This window comes from Paenibacillus sp. FSL P2-0322 (assembly GCF_037975315.1).
Lineage (GTDB): Bacteria > Bacillota > Bacilli > Paenibacillales > Paenibacillaceae > Paenibacillus > Paenibacillus polymyxa_B.
In genome coordinates this window covers 15,001-32,436 of sequence record NZ_CP150243.1, presented here as the reverse complement: position 1 = coordinate 32,436, position 17,436 = coordinate 15,001, and the positions used below count along the sequence as shown (strand labels likewise).

Here is a 17,436-nt window from a genome sequence, read left to right as displayed (position 1 = left end):
GGATATCACAATCCTTCACTTTCAATTTGTGCCAGCGCCCCGGCAAATTCCTCGCGGCTGATCTGAAATACAGAGAGCCGTTTATGTAGCTGCTTTCCGTTACAATAACCAATACCCAGCACATTCCCTAAGGCCATACGGCGTGCAGCAGCATTGGGGTGGGTGATGAGTCCAGCATCAATCAGGTCCGCCCACTCAATCAGCGGGTCGGCGCCTTCCACTGTCGTATGGACCCGTGCAAGAGCGTGTCTGATCGCTTCCGGTGAGGCATTCTCCACGCCAATATCTCCTTTGCGCGTCGCTTCTGCCTCGGGTATAAAGGCCTGCTTGCAGCCGGGTACCTTGGAAGCGATAATCTTACGGATGCGCTCCCCTGCATGATCGGGATCGGTTAAAATGATGACCCCCCGCCGCTCCTGCGCCAATGCAATTTTACGCAGCGTCATTTTATTAATGGCTGAGCCGCCAGTTTCTATCGTATCCGCTTCAACAGCGCGGCGGATGGCCACCGTATCATCCCGGCCCTCTACCACGATCACTTCCTTGATCATTTGCGTTTCCCTCCACTGCTACACAGCAAGCTATATTTATCTTTCCCTGCTTTTGAAAACAAAATAAGAAGAGGATATCCTCTTCTTAGCATGGCATAACTATGTTATTAATACTATCGCATTGCCCTCAACATACACAACCTGTTTTAGTTGATTTCAGGCTTTATCGGTCCGATAACATAAACGGTTTTACCGTGCTTACGACCAAATTGGTTGGCTCGGCTCAAACTCTCATAATACACATCGATTTTGTGGCCTTTAATCGCGCCACCGGTATCCTCCGCACGGCGGAAGCCCACCCCTTCGATATACACCCACCAGCCGATTGGAATTACACTCGGATCGACCGCGATGGTGCGTCCTTCCGTGACACGTGCGCCGGATGCAGTACGTGTACCGATACCTGGCTCCTGTGAGGAATACGCCGTCATGGAGACATTTTGTAAAACTTTGCTATATTTAAAATTGACGCCTGCTTTACGGACAGCACTGCCCGAACTAACCGTTGTTGCCTTAACCGCATCATTGGGACCGACGGAAGCAGCCAGAACGACCGGTTTTTTCTTCGTTCCTACCGCAATGACTTTATCCACACGGTTCTGTGCAACTTCCTTGTTAACCAGCTGTTTGGATACCAACTTTCCATCATGATATACCTTTTGAACGTGCTGGACGACCACACCCGATTTGCCGCTTTGAATGACCCGATTATCGCCTTTATAAAGACTCGGATCGGCCGTTTTGATGACCTGATAAGGCACCTGTTTTTTCTGTTCGACCTGCTGTTTCTTCACACGGACGATTTTTATGTCCATGTTAGACGAAACAGAGGCATCCAACGCAGGATAAACTTTATCCGTTGATGATAATTTATAGCCCGAGGTACGAATGGCACCTTCTACTGTATTTTCTGTTGTGTACAGCTTTTTCGTCTCATTGCCTGAAGATACTTTGACTTGATTGGCACGTTTAATGACTACGCGATCGCCATCCTGTATTGCTCCATTTAGCGGCATGGAAACTGTATCATGCGGCTGAAGTGAAATGGAATGCTCGCTCAGCAAATCTTGAAGCTTGGATTCCCGGGTTTCTACCGCAGACGCCTTGCCATCGATGACAAAAAAGACTTGTTTTTTAGATTGCGTGTACATCAGAATTGAAATCATAATCGTTAGCGCGATTAGAAAAATAGCAACCAAAGCAGCCTGGCGCACATTCTCTTGCTTCCAACGCAATACGTAAGACATGCTGGATGAGCGTGACTCATGGGTATCCTTTTTTTGGAAAATGCCCATTTCCTCCGTCCTCCTTACATAGCCCGCCGTCTGGAGTAAGACATAGTTGAGATTTGACGTGACTATAACAGATTTTCTACAAGACAAGCCCAAACTGCGACTGTCCTGCACCATGTACCCGTCTTCGCGGCATGCTGTCCTCCCCTGTTTAACCACAGTATGATGACAGATTTTCTTTTATTCACAACAAAAAAAGCCAGAGAAAGAGACTAGAGAGCTCTTTCGTGGCTTCCGGCATGTGTGAATATGCGGGAAAACTCATGCACGAGATGGCTTCTCTCTTGTTACGCTTACGGGGTTAGCTGTCGGGTTCGGACGTAGAGAGTCGCCCTAGCTTGGGTCAACCGCTCATGGCGGTCGCCTTCACATTCACCCCGAAGACCCAGAAAGAAATCGAAATACGGCTCCTCCACCTATTCAATCCCATCCGGGGAAAGAATTTCGGTCGAGCCGGCTGGCGGAAGAGACGTTCCCTTCTTGCACATATGCCGGACGTACTGTAAGCCATATCGGTTCCCCCGTTCCCTGTAAAAGGGACTCAGCGAGACTGGTTCATGAAATGACTTGTTGATGTTTACATTCAAACAACAATTCACTGAAAAGATGATATCCTGTTTCTATGCATGTTGTAAAGCAGGTTTCAAGTACATTTTTTAAAATATTCGGTTAAAATATTGTAATATTCTCGAGTTTCCTGCAACAAATTCATGATTAGCTTCGTCTATCTCTTTATTTTGATCGATTTCTTCACTTTTTCATTGAATGTCAAATCGTTCCAGGGCATTTTGGGTCGTTATTGACACTAATTCCTCCACTGTAATCCCTTTGATTTGGGCTGCAGCCTCTGCTACCAGTCTCACATGTGCAGACTCATTTCGCTTCCCACGAAACGGATGAGGCGTCAGATAGGGAGCATCAGTTTCAATGAGCAGACGGTCCAGCGGCACCTGTGCGAGCACCTCTTTTGGCTGCTTGGCATTTTTGAACGTTATTGGACCACCGAAGGAAAGGTGAAATCCCATATCCAGCACCATTTTGGCAGTTTCCCAGCTACCCGAAAAGGAGTGCATGACTCCGCCAATCTCACTCGCTTTTTCCTCGCGCAAAATCTTAACAATATCTTCATGTGCATCCCGGTTATGGATAACAATGGGCATTTTGAGCTCACGAGCCAGACCAATTTGATTTCGAAACACCCGATGCTGCACATCCTTCGGTGATGTATCCCAATAATAATCCAGACCGATCTCTCCGATGGCTACAACCTTTTTATGACTGCATAACGATGCAATCCATTCTAGATCGCCCTCCTGCATTGTAATAGCATCCTGCGGATGCCATCCAACTGCCGCATAAATAAAATCATACGTCTCGGCCAATTTCATAGTGGATGGAATGGTCTCACGATTAAATCCGATATTGATCATCCGTGTTACTCCTGATTCGACAGCACGTGCTATAACTTCTTCACGATCTTCGTCAAATTGTGGCGCATCCAAGTGAGTATGAGTGTCGAATAAATCCAAGGTTTACATCTCCTTTTTTTACTTACATTTCTATATAGTTGTCTATTCTTTGACAAAATAATTCCTTATTTCGGCAGGAAGCCTGTCTTTTACCGCGTTCAATTTATTCTGGGGAAAATACATATGATATTTTCCTCGGTGAATACCACTTATTGAGCGCACAATTTCCGAAACTTCGGATATTTCACTCACCTCGCCCTGACGTCCAAGCAGTAAAATCTGGTTGTCCGTCGAGCCACCCTGCCGAAACACATCATAAGGAAGATCTGTCGGAAAATCAATTTCAAAATCATATTCAGGGTGCAAACCAGCCTCTTTCAAAGCTTCTCTAATACTGTCAATGGTATCTGTATCCATATTTTCAATCTCTACATATTTATACAATCTACGGTCCATAAAACGGCTGCTCAAATCACTTAAAATCTCGTCCTTTTCTCGTTTCCACTGGCTAAATACGGTCTGGATTAATGACTCGTCGAGCATCAGATATTGCTCTACTGTAAGCTCTCCTTTCAACAGATCCGGCAGCGGGTCCAGCAGAAAACCAAACTCATATCCGTTTTTAAACAATTCCTTTGCTCGCTTGAAAATTTTACGTAAAAGGATTTCCGAGCTGCGTGTTACAGGATGAAAATAAATTTGCCAATACATCTGGTAGCGTGACATTAAATAATCTTCTACTGCATGCATGCCTGATTCCTTCACAACAATTCTCCCATTATGAGGACGTAGCAGTCGTAAAATACGATCCAAATCAATTGTGCCGTAGTTGACACCTGTCGAATGAGCATCCCGCAACAAATAATCCATACGGTCAGCATCTAGCGGACTGGTTACCAAGTTGACAACGATTGGCTTATCATACGTTTTGGCTATAACCGCAGCCACCTTTTGTGGAAGCTTGTCGTCGACTTGCCGTAGCACGGCGTTGATCTTCGTGTCTCCCAGTACAATGCGGCATGTCCAATCCTCATGGTTCATATGAAAGGCTTCCTCAATTGAATGAGAAAATGGGCCATGCCCCACATCATGCAATAGGGCTGCACACAGAGCAACCAGCCTTTCCTCCTTCGGCCAATCTGGGAAATCTCCACGTTCAAATTGAGAAATAATACGTCTCGTAATCTCATATACGCCCAATGAATGTGAAAAACGGCTATGCTCCGCTCCATGAAACGTAAGATACGATGTGCCTAACTGCCGTATGCGCCGTAAACGTTGGAACTCTGGCGTGTTGATCAACCGCCATATCACAGTATCCTGAACATGGATGTAATTATGTACCGGGTCTTTAAAAACTTTTTCTTCACTGAGTGGCTGGTGCAAGATATCAGCTCCTTTAATATTCGGAATAATGGATTAAAATACAATAAAATCCTAAATAATTTCCCTCATTCGACATTCTTTGTCGTAATATGTCGAATTATAGTTTTTCGACATTTCCAAATCGACAAACTGAATAAATCATCAATAAGATAAGGCAATACACATGAGTAAAGGTCTTTAATCTAAATACTTTTGCATAATCAGACTGTTACTACATTTTTAAGGTTGACTGTTTTGGGAATCGTTGGTATAGTAAATATCAGAAAAGAGAAAATTTTGTCGAATCATGACACTTATATTATTTTAAACGGCGAGAGGAGCCTGATTTATTATGATGAAATCCACTGGTATTGTAAGAAAAGTTGACGAGCTCGGACGTGTTGTTATTCCAATCGAATTGCGTCGTACCCTGGGAATCGGAGAGAAAGACGCTTTGGAAATTTATGTTGATGGCGAACGCATCATGCTTAAAAAATACGAGCCTGCTTGTATCTTCTGCGGCAATGCTGAGAACGTAATTTACTTCAAAGGGAAAATTGTTTGCCAAGATTGCATTTCTGAAATCCCAACACCTGTGACAAACTGAGAATTTTAGTATATAATAGACTTATCAGATATTGTTAATTCTAACCTTTTTCATATATACTCCTTGTTGCCTTCCACGGTTTGAACCCAACCGTTGGAAGGCCCTTTTTTGTTTAGACAGATATTCATAAGAGTGCGTTGTAAACATCTCTCTTGGAGATTGAACGATCTGTGGCTGTACGCTTCATTGCATCCTTACGTGTAAGTCCCTCTGCCTCGTAATGTGCGACGTGGGACTCCAAAGATAAGGACTGCCACCACGCCTGACGTTCCTGTTCCTCTTCCTCTTCGTCTTTTCCTTCAACCACCAGGCAATATTCACCAATCGGTGGATTCTCCTCTAGTTTAGCAAGGCATTGCTCCACGGTTCCTCGCACCCATTCCTCATGCAGCTTGGTTAGCTCACGCGCAAGCACCACTTTGCGTGAACCTAATGTTTCCTTCAACACCATCAATGTCTTCACAATGCGATGAGGCGATTCATAAAAAATAATTGTGCCGTGAGATACCTGAAACGATAGCAACAGCTTCTCTAGGTCCTTTTTCTCCCGTGGTGGAAAGCCAGCGAAGGTGAACCTTTCTGTATCCAGTCCTGAAGCAATTAAAGCCGATAGTGCTGCATTTGCTCCTGGGATAGGAATGACGCTAATTTCCGCTTCCAGTGCCAGCTTGACCAGATCCGAACCAGGGTCAGAAATGGCCGGTAGACCTGCATCACTAACCAGTGCCAAATTTTTTCCTTCTATTATATAACGTATCAGTTCAGGCCCACTTGCAGCCTTATTATGCTCATGATAACTGAAGAGCATATCCGGTGTAATTTCGAAATGGGTGAGCAGTTTGCGTGTCTGCCGCGTATCTTCGGCAGCGATAATACTACATGATTTTAAGGTGTTAATCGCCCTAAAGGTCATATCGTCCAGATTCCCAATGGGTGTTGCAACAAGATACAACTTTCCCCGTTCTTCTTCGCTGGTACTAAAGCTTTTTTGTACAGCTGCTTTCACACAGAATCCCCCTTGCTTACTTCTCCATAGATATCTCTTATTTCCTGAGTATAATTCCCATTTTCCTGATATACAATGAGCGGAGGCAACAGACGAACCTCCGGTTTGCCGTCACGTAATGCTTCAACCAGTACCATATTGGCTTCCATATGAACTCGTGGGTGAACAAAACGTATTCGTTTGGGTTCCAAACTATGATTACGCATCAAGGTTATAATCTCACCCAATCGCTGCGGGCGATGAACCATGGATACTTTGCCCCCATTACGGACGAGCCGGGTGGATGCCTGAATGACTTCTTCCAGTGTACAGTTCACTTCATGACGGGCAATTGCCTGGTGAGGATTCAGCTTGATATCGCTACCATTTAGCGGCATATAGGGGGGATTCACGGTAATCGCATCATAAACACCATGTCCCGTGATTTGAACCAGCTCACGCAGGTCCCCTTCCCGAATCTCAATTGCTGCTTCTAATCCATTCAAGCTGACACTGCGTCTAGCCATATCTGCCAAGCGTGGTTGAATCTCAATTCCTTCAATAGACGCTTTTGTTCGTGTCGTTAGCAACAACGGGACAACCCCATTGCCAGTACACAGATCCAGAATCTTTCCACGCTGCGGAATACCGGCAAAACGTGCCAGCAAGACCGCGTCCATCGAGAAGCTGAATACTTCATCACTTTGGATAATGCGCAAATTATGTGAAAGTAAATCATCAATTCGTTCAGACTTCTTTTCATTTTCGTCCATAGTGCTCTCCCATCTTTTATAACCAAAATCGCTTTTCACTCATACTTCCTTACAAAAAAGCCGTAGGCATCTTGCTCCTACGGCTTGTTTTTATTTATTCAAAAATGACAGACAGAAGAGGCAATCGCCTTCCGTTCGCAAATGTCCGTAATACACGTTGCATATATGAAATCCTTCATGATACAGCCTTGCTAGATTGTCGTAGCCTTCACCCACGACCTCACCCGTTTGCCCTTCATCCTTAATGACGATCGGAGGAGGAAGCTTCGGCTTGTTTGCCGTCTTTTCTTCTCCAGAGGTTTCACGTTTGAGCATCTTGCGCACCTGTTCGTTTTCAATCGTTAGTCGTTGATTTTCCTCCAGCAGCTCTTTTACTGCCAGTTTCAATTCACCCAGATCGCTATGCAACTGTCCCATTTGGGTTTCCATTTCGTGAATACGCGCAAAAACATTTAATTTATCCAAGTTTCCACCCCGAAGCAACCTAATGGTTTACTTGACGACTACATCGTCCATTGGAAGTTCCTTGACCTTACTGATCTCAAACAGTTGAACATGCACCGTGCGATGACCTGCATTCACACCTACGACTTTACCTTCTCCCAAAGAGGTGATAACCATCTTACCCACCTGAGGTAGCTCTTCTCGCATGCTTTCGTAGTTATCATGTTCAAACTTGAGGCAGCACATCAATCTCCCGCACAACCCGGAAATCTTCGTCGGATTCAGCGACAAACTCTGATCCTTCGCCATCTTAATAGATACCGGCTCAAAATCCCCCAGCCATGAGGAGCAACACAGAATACGTCCACAAGGTCCGATTCCGCCAAGCATTTTAGCCTCATCCCGTACGCCGATCTGCCGCAGCTCGATCCGTGTACGAAAAATACTGGCCAAGTCCTTTACAAGCTCTCGAAAATCCACCCGACCCTCTGCCGTAAAATAAAAAATGATCTTATTGCGGTCAAATGTAAATTCTACATCTACCAGCTTCATTTTAAGGCCATGGTCTTTAATTTTATTTAAACACGTGCCGAATGCATCCTTGGCCGCCAATTTATTCTCTTCTACAACAAGAGCGTCATCATCCCCAGCAATACGAATGACTTTTTTTAAGGGCAGGACAACATCCGAATCATTTACCTCTTTTTTGCCCACTACAACCTTGCCATATTCAATACCGCGCGCGGTCTCTACAATGACACAGTTTTCTTTCTCCACTGGAAGGTCCAGCGGATCAAAATAATAAGTCTTGCCCGCCTTCTTGAAACGGACACCCACTACACTATACAAAAATTAACCCCCTTGTATGCCACTAAACCTCATTTGAAGCCGACATTGTACGAATGGCCGCAATTGAAGTCTCACTGTCGCACAAACCGGGAACCTGGCGTCGCGGATTGTGCAGAGTGGAACAAGCGCGCCTTCCTGTTAGCCGGTGATAGAACCGCTTGTATCGGACAACCCAATCAGAAGCTGCTCCACGCATAATTGCCCGTTGACGTGAAAACGGAGCTTCTTCCTGCAATTCGCGGCCAAATCCATATAAGAGACCCATTGTTCCGTGCTGCGGGTGATTGCCAATTTGGAGACGGACTCCAAATGATCTATGAAAACAATGCTTTCGTGCCTTCCGTAACGGAAATGAAGCATATCCTTAAACCACAAATGAAACAGATGAAACAGAATATCCAGGTGTTCAGAAAGTCCAGTTTTAAAAATCTTCTGTTGAGCCAGAATAATAGACGAGCTCCCCCGACTCATGGACTCCTTCACTAATTGTAACACTACGTTTCTAATTTCTGCAAACCAATTCTGCTGGAGAATTTCTCTACATGATTCCAGTCCTGAAGCAATATGAACGACCGACCGGACAAGCCCTGCCGTATAGCCTTCCCCAATTAACGCCTGCATCATCACTTCCGGCTGTAAAGCGTGGAAAGGAATCTGCTGCGTCCGTGATTGAATCGTAGGCAGCAACGCCTGTCCATTTTCAGAAATGAGTATGCCGACCACTGGAATCTGGGGCTCCTCTAGAAATTTAAGTAGGCTATTAGCAGCTTGCACTGTCATGGTATCCGCCTGTCGAATAATATATACCTTCGGATTGGAGCTTTCAGATTTGTAAGAAAATATACGTTGAAGCCCGCGAATCTGATCAATTTTAATCGTAGCTCCATCCGGCTCTACAATGTGCAAATCTGGATGATTCCCGTGCTCTACCTTACGGCACGACAAGCACTCCCCACATGCATCATCCGTCTGTCGCTCACAAAATAAAGCCTTAGCAAAGATCTGCGCCATGTTCATCTGCCCGCTTCCCGGCGGCCCGCTAAAAACATAGGCATGGTTGACCGTATGATTCCGTAGTGCACTTTGCAGCATTTTTTTGGCTACATCCTGGCCCATTATATGTTGAAAAGACATATTTCCTCACTTTCTCCACTGAAAACAACTGTGATCCCTCAGCAAACCGTTGTTCTTCCGGGCAAACTTTGTTGCTATTTTCATGATTCCAACTTCAAATCCTCGTTTTTCGGGGCAACTGCTGCTATTTCCGTATCACGTCTGCCCACATATACATAGTCAAAAATAATCTGCCAGCATGATCAGCAAGCAGATTATTTCTTCGTGGCAACAGCCCGTCTGTATTCATTTATAACATAAGTCTGCATTAAAATGAGAGATTAATCAGCAATCCTCTGATCTCACCGACCCCTTGCAAAAGCTCAATCTTGCCTTGTTCAGTTTCAAGCAGCTCATCCGCCATTTTGAGCAACAGCTCATCCACTTCATCAATCAGCTTATAACGTTTGCTGCGTCCCCGGCGATCCCAACCCTTTGTGTCCTTCATGGACACGCCTCGCCGAACTGTATCTTCCAAAAACCGTTTAACCAGCATCTTATAAGCCTTCAACTCACGAATCGTCATTGAACGTGCAAGACGATCTCCCTGCATTTGTATTTCCTTAAAGCGCCGATTCAATTCCTCCTGCGAAGCCTGCTCCCCATTTTGCTGCATAACGTCGGAGAAGCTCTTGGGCTGAATTGGCTTTGCACTCATTTCATTTGTAGACAATGTACTTTGTAAAGGGCGATAGCCCGGATTTATTTTCATATAAACCTGCTTTCTCCCCGGATGCTTCCACTTTCCCCCTTCATGAACAGTTCAAACTAGAACTCGGGGTTTCTTCGGCTTTCCGGGGACTACGCTGTAGCGCTGCCGTTTTAGTGGATCTGCCCTCACTCCCATCATGTGAGAAGATACAGGCGATTCCCCTATCATATCGGCAGAATAGGCCCTATTGTGTAGATTCAGAAATGCTCGAAACGGTCTACAGGCATCACGAATACCGTCGCTCCACCCACCTGCACTTCAACAGGTAACGGTAAATAGGAATCCGTCGTCCCGCTCATAGGGGTAACGGGTGTGACCAGCTGTTCACGAACCTTGCAACTGCTGCGAATGACGTTCATTAATGAGTCCACCTGATTGTCATCAACACCGATCATAAATGTCGTATTACCTGCACGCAGAAATCCTCCTGTGCTCGCCAATTTGGTAGCACGGAAATTAGCTTTCACCAGTCCGCTGGATAATCTATTACTGTCCTTATCCTGTACAATCGCAATAATCAGCTTCATCCTGTATTCCTCCTTCAAGTCATATTAGAGACAACCTTGTCCCTAGCTCAATTTTACCGTATATCCTTCGACAATTATATGCTAAAATTCTGAACAAACCGCTTTTTCAGCAAATCCCTCAATACTTGCTCCACCTGCTCTGGCGCCGGAGATGCATCAACAATTGTAATTCGCTCCGGAAATTTGCGAGCCAACTCCAAATATGCCTCTCGCACCTTATGGTGAAACGATATACTCTCCATGTCGAGGCGGTCCATTTCTGCTCCTCGTGACGCATTAATTCTTGCCAATCCCAATTCGGGCTCAATATCCAGATAAAATGTGGCATCCGGCTCCCAATCATCCACCGCGAAGCGATTAATTGAAGCTACCTCTTCAATTCCGATCCCTCTTGCAAATCCTTGATAGACCAAGCTACTATCCACAAAACGATCACATAATACGATAGCTCCCTGTTCAATAGCCGGCTTTACCTTCTCCACCAAATGCTGACGCCGCGCCGCCGCGTATAAAAGTGCCTCTGTTCGAGCATCCATACTGGTATGAGCAGGGTCCAAAATGATAGAGCGAATCTTTTCGGAAATTTCGATGCCACCCGGCTCCCTCGTCGTGATGACTGGATAGCCTTCTTCCTCCATAAACTTCGCCAGCCGTTGAATCATAGTTGTTTTACCGGAGCCGTCTCCCCCCTCCAGTGTGATAAAAATGCCTTTGCGATTCATGTTATTCCCTGCTTTCCTGCCTGAAAAATAAAAGTCACCCACAGGCTACGTATGCTTCTTTTATTCAGTCTTCTGTATTTGTTAAGTCTCTAGTATCTAATCTTTATTGTAAACGGAATACCCGAATTGTAAGCATACTTTCATCTGCTATCCCATGCCACTTGGCTCCCAGCTCACGTAGACGACTCATCCGCAGTGCAATCGCTTCTGTGATTGTTTCTCCTGTATATAACAGCGGAATACCTGGAGGATACGGGATAATCATTTCAGCCACTACCCTGCCAGCGGAATCGTCTACAGACACGTTCTCTATCTGATCCGGGCTAATCGGTCGAAGCCCAAAAAGCACCGGACTAGAGTATCCCTTCATTCTATCATTGTTCCACGTGGAAAAATCTAATTCGAGTCTTTGCAGCTCTTTTTCCGTTGCCCTCGGCTCACCAGCCGTCTCCTTAAATCTTATATCATTATCTATATGCACAAGAGCCTGCAACAGGTGACTCGCATCCTTAGGCGTAGAGCCTAACGTAAACAATAAAACAACATGTTTTTCGTCGCTCATCTCTGGAGTACATCCATAAGTCTCCAACTCATGCTTGAGTCCAAACCCATCCAGTATCCCCCATGTATCATACAGCACCAATTTAAAAGGGTCCTGGGTTGAATATCCGCTTATTCCCTCCTCAGCCCTTTCTAGGACCTCAGAGATTCCCCTGTGAGCGCCTTTCCTCTCTAGTACCTGCTGTGTAGGTTCTAGCAAGCGAAAGCGTGGGAGCTGCTCCAGGCCCTTTCTAAAAGCATCTGCCGCCGCTAAGCCCACTGTAAAAGCATCCGCTCCATACGCCTCTATATACCATCTTGCCAAATCCAGTGAAGCCATTAACGGATAAGAAGGGCTAGAGCTCTGCACCATCGCCAACCGCTGACGAAGCAGTTCCCGATGGATTCTCTCTCCCTGCACATGTAACATGGCCCCCATGGTCATGGCTGGAAGCATTTTATGTGTCGACTGGACGACTACATCAGCCCCGCAGGATAGCGCAGAGGCTGGCAAACGAGGATGCAGCCCATAATGGGCACCGTGTGCCTCATCTACCAATAGCGGCACATGGGCTGCATGACAGGCCTTAGCCGTTGCCGTCAGGTCATGCCCCATTCCATAGTAATTAGGTAGTGTAAGTAACACCCCTTTAGCCGAAGGATAGGCCTTCAGTGCAGCCTTTATTGTATCCGTCGTTGGGGCAACCGCCAGTCCGCTTAGTGTATCTATTTCCGGATCCAGGAATACCGCGTTAGCCCCTGACAGCATGAGACCGTTCAGGACAGATTTGTGTACATTCCTCTGTACCAGCAGTAGATCTCCCGGCTCCGTACATACAGTTAAAATCATAGCCAAATTACCGACCGTGCTTCCTCCAATTAGCCAAAAGCTCTCCTCAGCACCAAAGCACTTTGCAGCCAGTCCCTGCCCTTCACGAATCACATCTTCTGGGTGATGCAAATCATCCAGTCCAGAAATTTCTGTCGCATCAATAGACATCACTTCTTGCAACAGAGACGCAATATTTTCATGCTCATATACTTGTCCATTTTTATGACCGGGTACATGGAAAGAAGCATTGCCCTGAGTCCGGTAACGTATTAGAGCTTCCATTAATGGTGCATGTACCGCCTTTTTCCCCATCATTCTGCAATCCTTCCAAACAAAGCTTTATATCTACCTTATTTTATCGTAAAATCAAGCGGAATCCTACTTTTACTCACAGAAAAAAAGGCCCGTATCGACAGACCTTGGAATGCCAATCCTTCAAAGACTAATTAGCAAAGGATATTATGCATTTTTCTGTACCCAGATTTGCTTTAATTGATCAATAAAAAAATGATATTTGGCATCAGTTGCATCCGTGTGCACCATTTCAGCTTCACACGTATCACAGATAAACTCGGAAACGATAAAAATGCCTTCATGCTTGTGCTGCCCGCATATAATGCAGCGGTGGCCGCCTTGATCATGCATATCCATCCCACCTTGTTTCTTTTACTATTAGTATGGGGCACTTTCTACTATTTTAAACCTTTTCATAGCCCAGTTCGACGATATACTCTATATATATTCCTTCTGGGCCATTATGGTGTTTGTACCCCGTATGTTTAAAAAACAGCCGTCTATGCCGATATAATAAGAAAAGCTCTTATGTATGGATACCCTTTCATCGGAGCTCTTGAACACTTCATCAGTGATAGCTTTTCCAGTAATTATAGAGTAGGCTAGCTAACACTGGATGTTGATCATTCTGTATTTCTACAAAAACGATTAAATGCTTATTTAAAGCGGCATGAGCGAAGTACCGTCCCTTTTTCCGGCTGTGGACGGGAAGCCACTTGTGATGCAGTAGATTAATGAAAGGACTGTTCGCATGACAGAGGAAACCGGAACCAAAGCTACCTACTATCACTACAAGCTCATTAAAAAAATCAGTATACCGCGTCAACTAATATGGAGTCACATCACATTACCTATTATTATGCTTCTCTTTCTGCTTCTTGCCTTTTCCTGGACTAGCGTGTTTTTGTTTGCTCTTGCCTTTTTCCTAACCTTATGGGTACACTTCGTAATCTCACGATCTGTCCTATACATCGGTGGCGGAACATCCTTCCGCAAACGCTGGGCATTCCATCGTAAATTACCTTGGCTAGGCTATATGACAGACCAGTATATAGGCTATAGCATCTTTCGTCGTGTGCACATACATACCCTCTGGATCGGTATCTGCTTATCAGCCGTATTCATTCTCTGGTCTCCACCAGCCTTTACTGTATCCTTACTCTTCTGGCATCTATGGCTTATTGCACCGCGTCTATACATCCTCAGTCGGCTTACAGGCGAGAGAAAAGACGGCATGTTGAAGTTTACCGATGAAGATGCCTCATATTATCAACAGTAAATCTAACCACTCATTATCCGTACAGATAGAAAATTCAGGTCTGAACTAACCTACACCCATATAGACCGAAGCAATAAAAAAGGAGCAACCTCAACCGGTTACTCCTTTTTTTGTGACTTAACAACTGTAATCGTTATATTCGCTTATCAAGTAAACTTTTCCTCATCATTATCCTCGTTATTCATGTAGAGCATTTGATCAACATGCAAATATATAAAAGGAAGCCACCCCCTACTCAACTGCAGTTCTGAGTGCTTCCCCATATCCGATCTCTTCATTCATCATTATACACAGCATACAATACGCTATGAGTTTACTAAAAATATGATCTACAATAAATCCTATGCTACTTACTCGGTTAAAAACCGTGTCCCTAATTAAGATCCACGCTTTTGCTCTTCACAACAGCCTTTCTGTCTTTTGGAACCAATACAGTAAAAGAACCATCATGCACAGATAAATGCACCATGTGTTTATTTTTCTGAAACACCTTCTGATTCGAGGTGGATAAATTCGGTTCCTCAGTCCAGCCCCAAGCTGCAATCTCCTCTAGATAAGGAGCAGGTAGACTATCACTTTCCTTCAATGCTGGCAGTGCATAGCGAACATAGTCCATGTCCGAATTACTGCTGGCCCGATCGGTTTTACTAGCTTCTTTGGGAACCGGAAACGTCTTCTCATTGGCAGCACCCTCAAACGATGTCCAAGAAGGCTCCTCCTCCACGCACCCGGTAAGAATCGCGACAGCGACACTGAATAGCACCAATAGAGCAAGCCATTTATTTCGCCGCATGATCTTCCCTCCTTACCAGCCTGATTGACTATACAAAATCCTATGATGGAGTTTGCATAATTCTGCAATAATGCAGCGTGTGTGTATGGGATTCAATACCTATATTATACAGGGTTTACTCTTACATTCCGTAACAAAAATGTTACCTTCCTTTTGTAAGGATATTTCTAAAGTATACGTATATGCAAAAAAAGAACCATAATCTCAATGAGATCATGGTCCTCTTTACTTGTTGCTTGGCGACGTCCTACTCTCCCAGGACCCTGCGGTCCAAGTACCATCGGCGCTGGAGGGCTTAACGGTCGTGTTCGGGATGGGTACGTGTGGAACCCCTCCGCTATCGCCACCAAACATGAATTTACACTGTAAATTCTTCCGTACGGTTATTCGGTTCATCACTTATCGTGTGAATGAATAGCCATGCGCTTATTGTATGTCACTTGTACATACTTTCAAGGTTACACCCTGAAAACTGGATCCGAAACTCATTTGCGTTTTATTCTTAGGATAAGCCCTCGACCGATTAGTATTGGTCAGCTCCATGCATTACTGCACTTCCACCCCCAACCTATCTACCTCGTCGTCTTCAAGGGGTCTTACTAATTGGGAAATCTCATCTTGAGGGGGGCTTCACGCTTAGATGCTTTCAGCGCTTATCCCTTCCGTACATAGCTACCCAGCGGTGCTCCTGGCGGAACAACTGGTACACCAGCGGTACGTCCATCCCGGTCCTCTCGTACTAAGGACAGCTCCTCTCAAATTTCCTACGCCCACGACAGATAGGGACCGAACTGTCTCACGACGTTCTGAACCCAGCTCGCGTACCGCTTTAATGGGCGAACAGCCCAACCCTTGGGACCTACTTCAGCCCCAGGATGCGATGAGCCGACATCGAGGTGCCAAACCTCCCCGTCGATGTGGACTCTTGGGGGAGATAAGCCTGTTATCCCCAGGGTAGCTTTTATCCGTTGAGCGATGGCCCTTCCATGCGGTACCACCGGATCACTAAGCCCGACTTTCGTCCCTGCTCGACTTGTAGGTCTCGCAGTCAAGCTCCCTTCTGCCTTTGCACTCTTCGAATGATTTCCAACCATTCTGAGGGAACCTTGGGGCGCCTCCGTTACTCTTTAGGAGGCGACCGCCCCAGTCAAACTGCCCACCTGACACTGTCCTCGCACCGGATTACGGTACCAAGTTAGAACCTAGATACGATCAGGGTGGTATCCCAAGGATGCCTCCCTTCAAGCTGGCGCTCAAAGTTCAACGGCTCCCACCTATCCTGTACAGATCGTACCCAAATTCAATATCAAGCTGCAGTAAAGCTCCATGGGGTCTTTCCGTCTTGTCGCGGGTAACCTGCATCTTCACAGGTATTAAAATTTCACCGGATCTCTCGTTGAGACAGCGCCCAAGTCGTTACGCCATTCGTGCGGGTCAGAATTTACCTGACAAGGAATTTCGCTACCTTAGGACCGTTATAGTTACGGCCGCCGTTTACTGGGGCTTCGGTTCATAGCTTCGCCCGAAGGCTTACCACTCCCCTTAACCTTCCAGCACCGGGCAGGCGTCAGCCCGTATACTTCGCCTTGCGGCTTCGCACAGACCTGTGTTTTTGCTAAACAGTCGCTTGGGCCTTTTCACTGCGGCCCCCTCGGGCTATTCACCCTACCGAGGCACCCCTTCTCCCGAAGTTACGGGGTCATTTTGCCGAGTTCCTTAACGAGAGTTCTTCCGCGCGCCTTAGAATTCTCTTCTCGCCTACCTGTGTCGGTTTGCGGTACGGGCACCTTCTCCTGGCTAGAGGCTTTTCTTGGCAGTCTGAGATCATGACCTTCGCTACTACAATTTTCGCTCCCCATCACAGCCCAGCCTTAACGATGTGCGGATTTGCCTACACACCAGCCTCACTGCTTAGACGGACATCCATCAGTCCGCGTCACTACCCTACTGCGTCACCCCATTGCTCATAACGGATTACGGTGGTACAGGAATTTCGACCTGTTGTCCTTCGACTACGCCTATCGGCCTCGCCTTAGGTCCCGACTTACCCTGAGCGGACGAACCTTCCTCAGGAACCCTTAGGCTTTCGGCGGATCTGATTCTCACAGATCTTTTCGTTACTCATACCGGCATTCTCACTTGAATGCAGTCCAGCGCTCCTTACGGTACACCTTCAACCCGCATTCAACGCTCCCCTACCCCTGATGCAAGCATCAAGCCATAGCTTCGGTGGTGTGTTTAGCCCCGTTACATTTTCGGCGCAGAGTCACTCGACCAGTGAGCTATTAC

At 45.9% G+C, this 17,436-nt stretch carries 17 protein-coding genes, 2 rRNA genes and 1 riboswitch (1 of these 20 only partly in view); of the genes, 2 read left to right on the top strand and 17 right to left on the bottom strand.

Features of this window, described 5'->3' with window-relative positions:
* Positions 1–5: 5 nt before the first annotated feature.
* From rnmV to MKY24_RS00130, 4 genes are all read right to left on the bottom strand, one after another.
* A complete protein-coding gene (rnmV, locus tag MKY24_RS00145) occupies positions 6–551 on the bottom strand; it encodes a ribonuclease M5 (protein ID WP_013308117.1) in 546 nt (181 codons plus the stop codon).
* Positions 552–697: 146 nt separating this feature from the next.
* Positions 698–1,846 carry a 3D domain-containing protein gene (locus tag MKY24_RS00140; protein WP_071559543.1) on the bottom strand — a complete coding sequence of 383 codons (1,149 nt, stop codon included), beginning with the start codon at positions 1,844–1,846 and terminating at the stop codon, positions 698–700.
* Between the two features lie 271 nt (positions 1,847–2,117).
* Positions 2,118–2,400, bottom strand: a riboswitch (cyclic di-AMP (ydaO/yuaA leader).
* A gap of 201 nt (positions 2,401–2,601) precedes the next feature.
* Positions 2,602–3,372, bottom strand: a complete 771-nt coding sequence (locus MKY24_RS00135) for a TatD family hydrolase (protein WP_023986429.1) — start codon at positions 3,370–3,372, stop codon at positions 2,602–2,604.
* A 42-nt stretch (positions 3,373–3,414) separates the two neighbouring features.
* On the bottom strand, positions 3,415–4,698 hold the full coding sequence (locus MKY24_RS00130; protein WP_023986428.1) for an HD domain-containing protein: 1,284 nt from the start codon (positions 4,696–4,698) through the stop codon (positions 3,415–3,417).
* Positions 4,699–5,029: 331 nt separating this feature from the next.
* Between MKY24_RS00130 and MKY24_RS00125 the strand changes: the two genes are divergently transcribed.
* Positions 5,030–5,284 (top strand): AbrB/MazE/SpoVT family DNA-binding domain-containing protein, encoded by a 255-nt coding sequence (locus tag MKY24_RS00125; protein ID WP_007428005.1) that lies wholly within the window; start codon positions 5,030–5,032, stop codon positions 5,282–5,284.
* 124 nt (positions 5,285–5,408) lie between these two features.
* On the opposite strand, the gene rsmI is transcribed toward MKY24_RS00125, so the two are convergent.
* The 10 genes from rsmI to MKY24_RS00075 all read right to left on the bottom strand — a co-directional run bounded on the left by rsmI (position 5,409) and on the right by MKY24_RS00075 (position 13,426).
* Positions 5,409–6,290, bottom strand: a complete 882-nt coding sequence (gene rsmI, locus MKY24_RS00120) for a 16S rRNA (cytidine(1402)-2'-O)-methyltransferase (RefSeq protein ID WP_053324314.1) — start codon at positions 6,288–6,290, stop codon at positions 5,409–5,411.
* Positions 6,287–7,042 carry a tRNA1(Val) (adenine(37)-N6)-methyltransferase gene (locus tag MKY24_RS00115; protein WP_254349261.1) on the bottom strand — a complete coding sequence of 252 codons (756 nt, stop codon included), beginning with the start codon at positions 7,040–7,042 and terminating at the stop codon, positions 6,287–6,289. Before MKY24_RS00115 ends, rsmI begins: the two co-directional genes overlap by 4 nt.
* Positions 7,043–7,132: 90 nt before the next feature.
* Complete coding sequence (gene yabA / locus MKY24_RS00110) at positions 7,133–7,507, bottom strand: DNA replication initiation control protein YabA (RefSeq protein ID WP_025722558.1); 375 nt, start codon at positions 7,505–7,507, stop codon at positions 7,133–7,135.
* A 27-nt stretch (positions 7,508–7,534) separates the two neighbouring features.
* A complete protein-coding gene (locus MKY24_RS00105; RefSeq protein WP_013308110.1) occupies positions 7,535–8,335 on the bottom strand; it encodes a stage 0 sporulation family protein in 801 nt (266 codons plus the stop codon).
* 138 nt (positions 8,336–8,473) lie between these two features.
* On the bottom strand, positions 8,474–9,469 hold the full coding sequence (gene holB / locus MKY24_RS00100; RefSeq protein WP_339201217.1) for a DNA polymerase III subunit delta': 996 nt from the start codon (positions 9,467–9,469) through the stop codon (positions 8,474–8,476).
* A 247-nt stretch (positions 9,470–9,716) separates the two neighbouring features.
* On the bottom strand, positions 9,717–10,160 hold the full coding sequence (locus MKY24_RS00095) for a YaaR family protein (protein ID WP_013308108.1): 444 nt from the start codon (positions 10,158–10,160) through the stop codon (positions 9,717–9,719).
* 197 nt (positions 10,161–10,357) lie between these two features.
* On the bottom strand, positions 10,358–10,687 hold the full coding sequence (locus MKY24_RS00090; RefSeq protein WP_007427998.1) for a cyclic-di-AMP receptor: 330 nt from the start codon (positions 10,685–10,687) through the stop codon (positions 10,358–10,360).
* 74 nt (positions 10,688–10,761) lie between these two features.
* Positions 10,762–11,409, bottom strand: a complete 648-nt coding sequence (gene tmk / locus MKY24_RS00085; RefSeq protein ID WP_068938708.1) for a dTMP kinase — start codon at positions 11,407–11,409, stop codon at positions 10,762–10,764.
* A gap of 103 nt (positions 11,410–11,512) precedes the next feature.
* Complete coding sequence (locus tag MKY24_RS00080) at positions 11,513–13,096, bottom strand: amino acid decarboxylase (RefSeq protein ID WP_076265347.1); 1,584 nt, start codon at positions 13,094–13,096, stop codon at positions 11,513–11,515.
* 144 nt (positions 13,097–13,240) lie between these two features.
* Positions 13,241–13,426, bottom strand: a complete 186-nt coding sequence (locus MKY24_RS00075; protein ID WP_023986422.1) for a sigma factor G inhibitor Gin — start codon at positions 13,424–13,426, stop codon at positions 13,241–13,243.
* A 400-nt stretch (positions 13,427–13,826) separates the two neighbouring features.
* Between MKY24_RS00075 and MKY24_RS00070 the strand changes: the two genes are divergently transcribed.
* The gene (locus MKY24_RS00070; RefSeq protein WP_023986421.1) at positions 13,827–14,354 is read left to right on the top strand and encodes a hypothetical protein; all 528 of its coding nucleotides are present in this window, start codon (positions 13,827–13,829) and stop codon (positions 14,352–14,354) included.
* A 373-nt stretch (positions 14,355–14,727) separates the two neighbouring features.
* Here MKY24_RS00070 and MKY24_RS00065 read toward each other — a convergent pair whose 3' ends face one another.
* From MKY24_RS00065 to MKY24_RS00055, 3 genes are all read right to left on the bottom strand, one after another.
* A complete protein-coding gene (locus tag MKY24_RS00065; RefSeq protein WP_013308104.1) occupies positions 14,728–15,147 on the bottom strand; it encodes a hypothetical protein in 420 nt (139 codons plus the stop codon).
* 234 nt (positions 15,148–15,381) lie between these two features.
* Positions 15,382–15,498, bottom strand: a 5S ribosomal RNA gene (gene rrf / locus MKY24_RS00060).
* 152 nt (positions 15,499–15,650) lie between these two features.
* Positions 15,651–17,436, bottom strand: a 23S ribosomal RNA gene (locus tag MKY24_RS00055) (it continues 1,139 nt past the right edge of the window).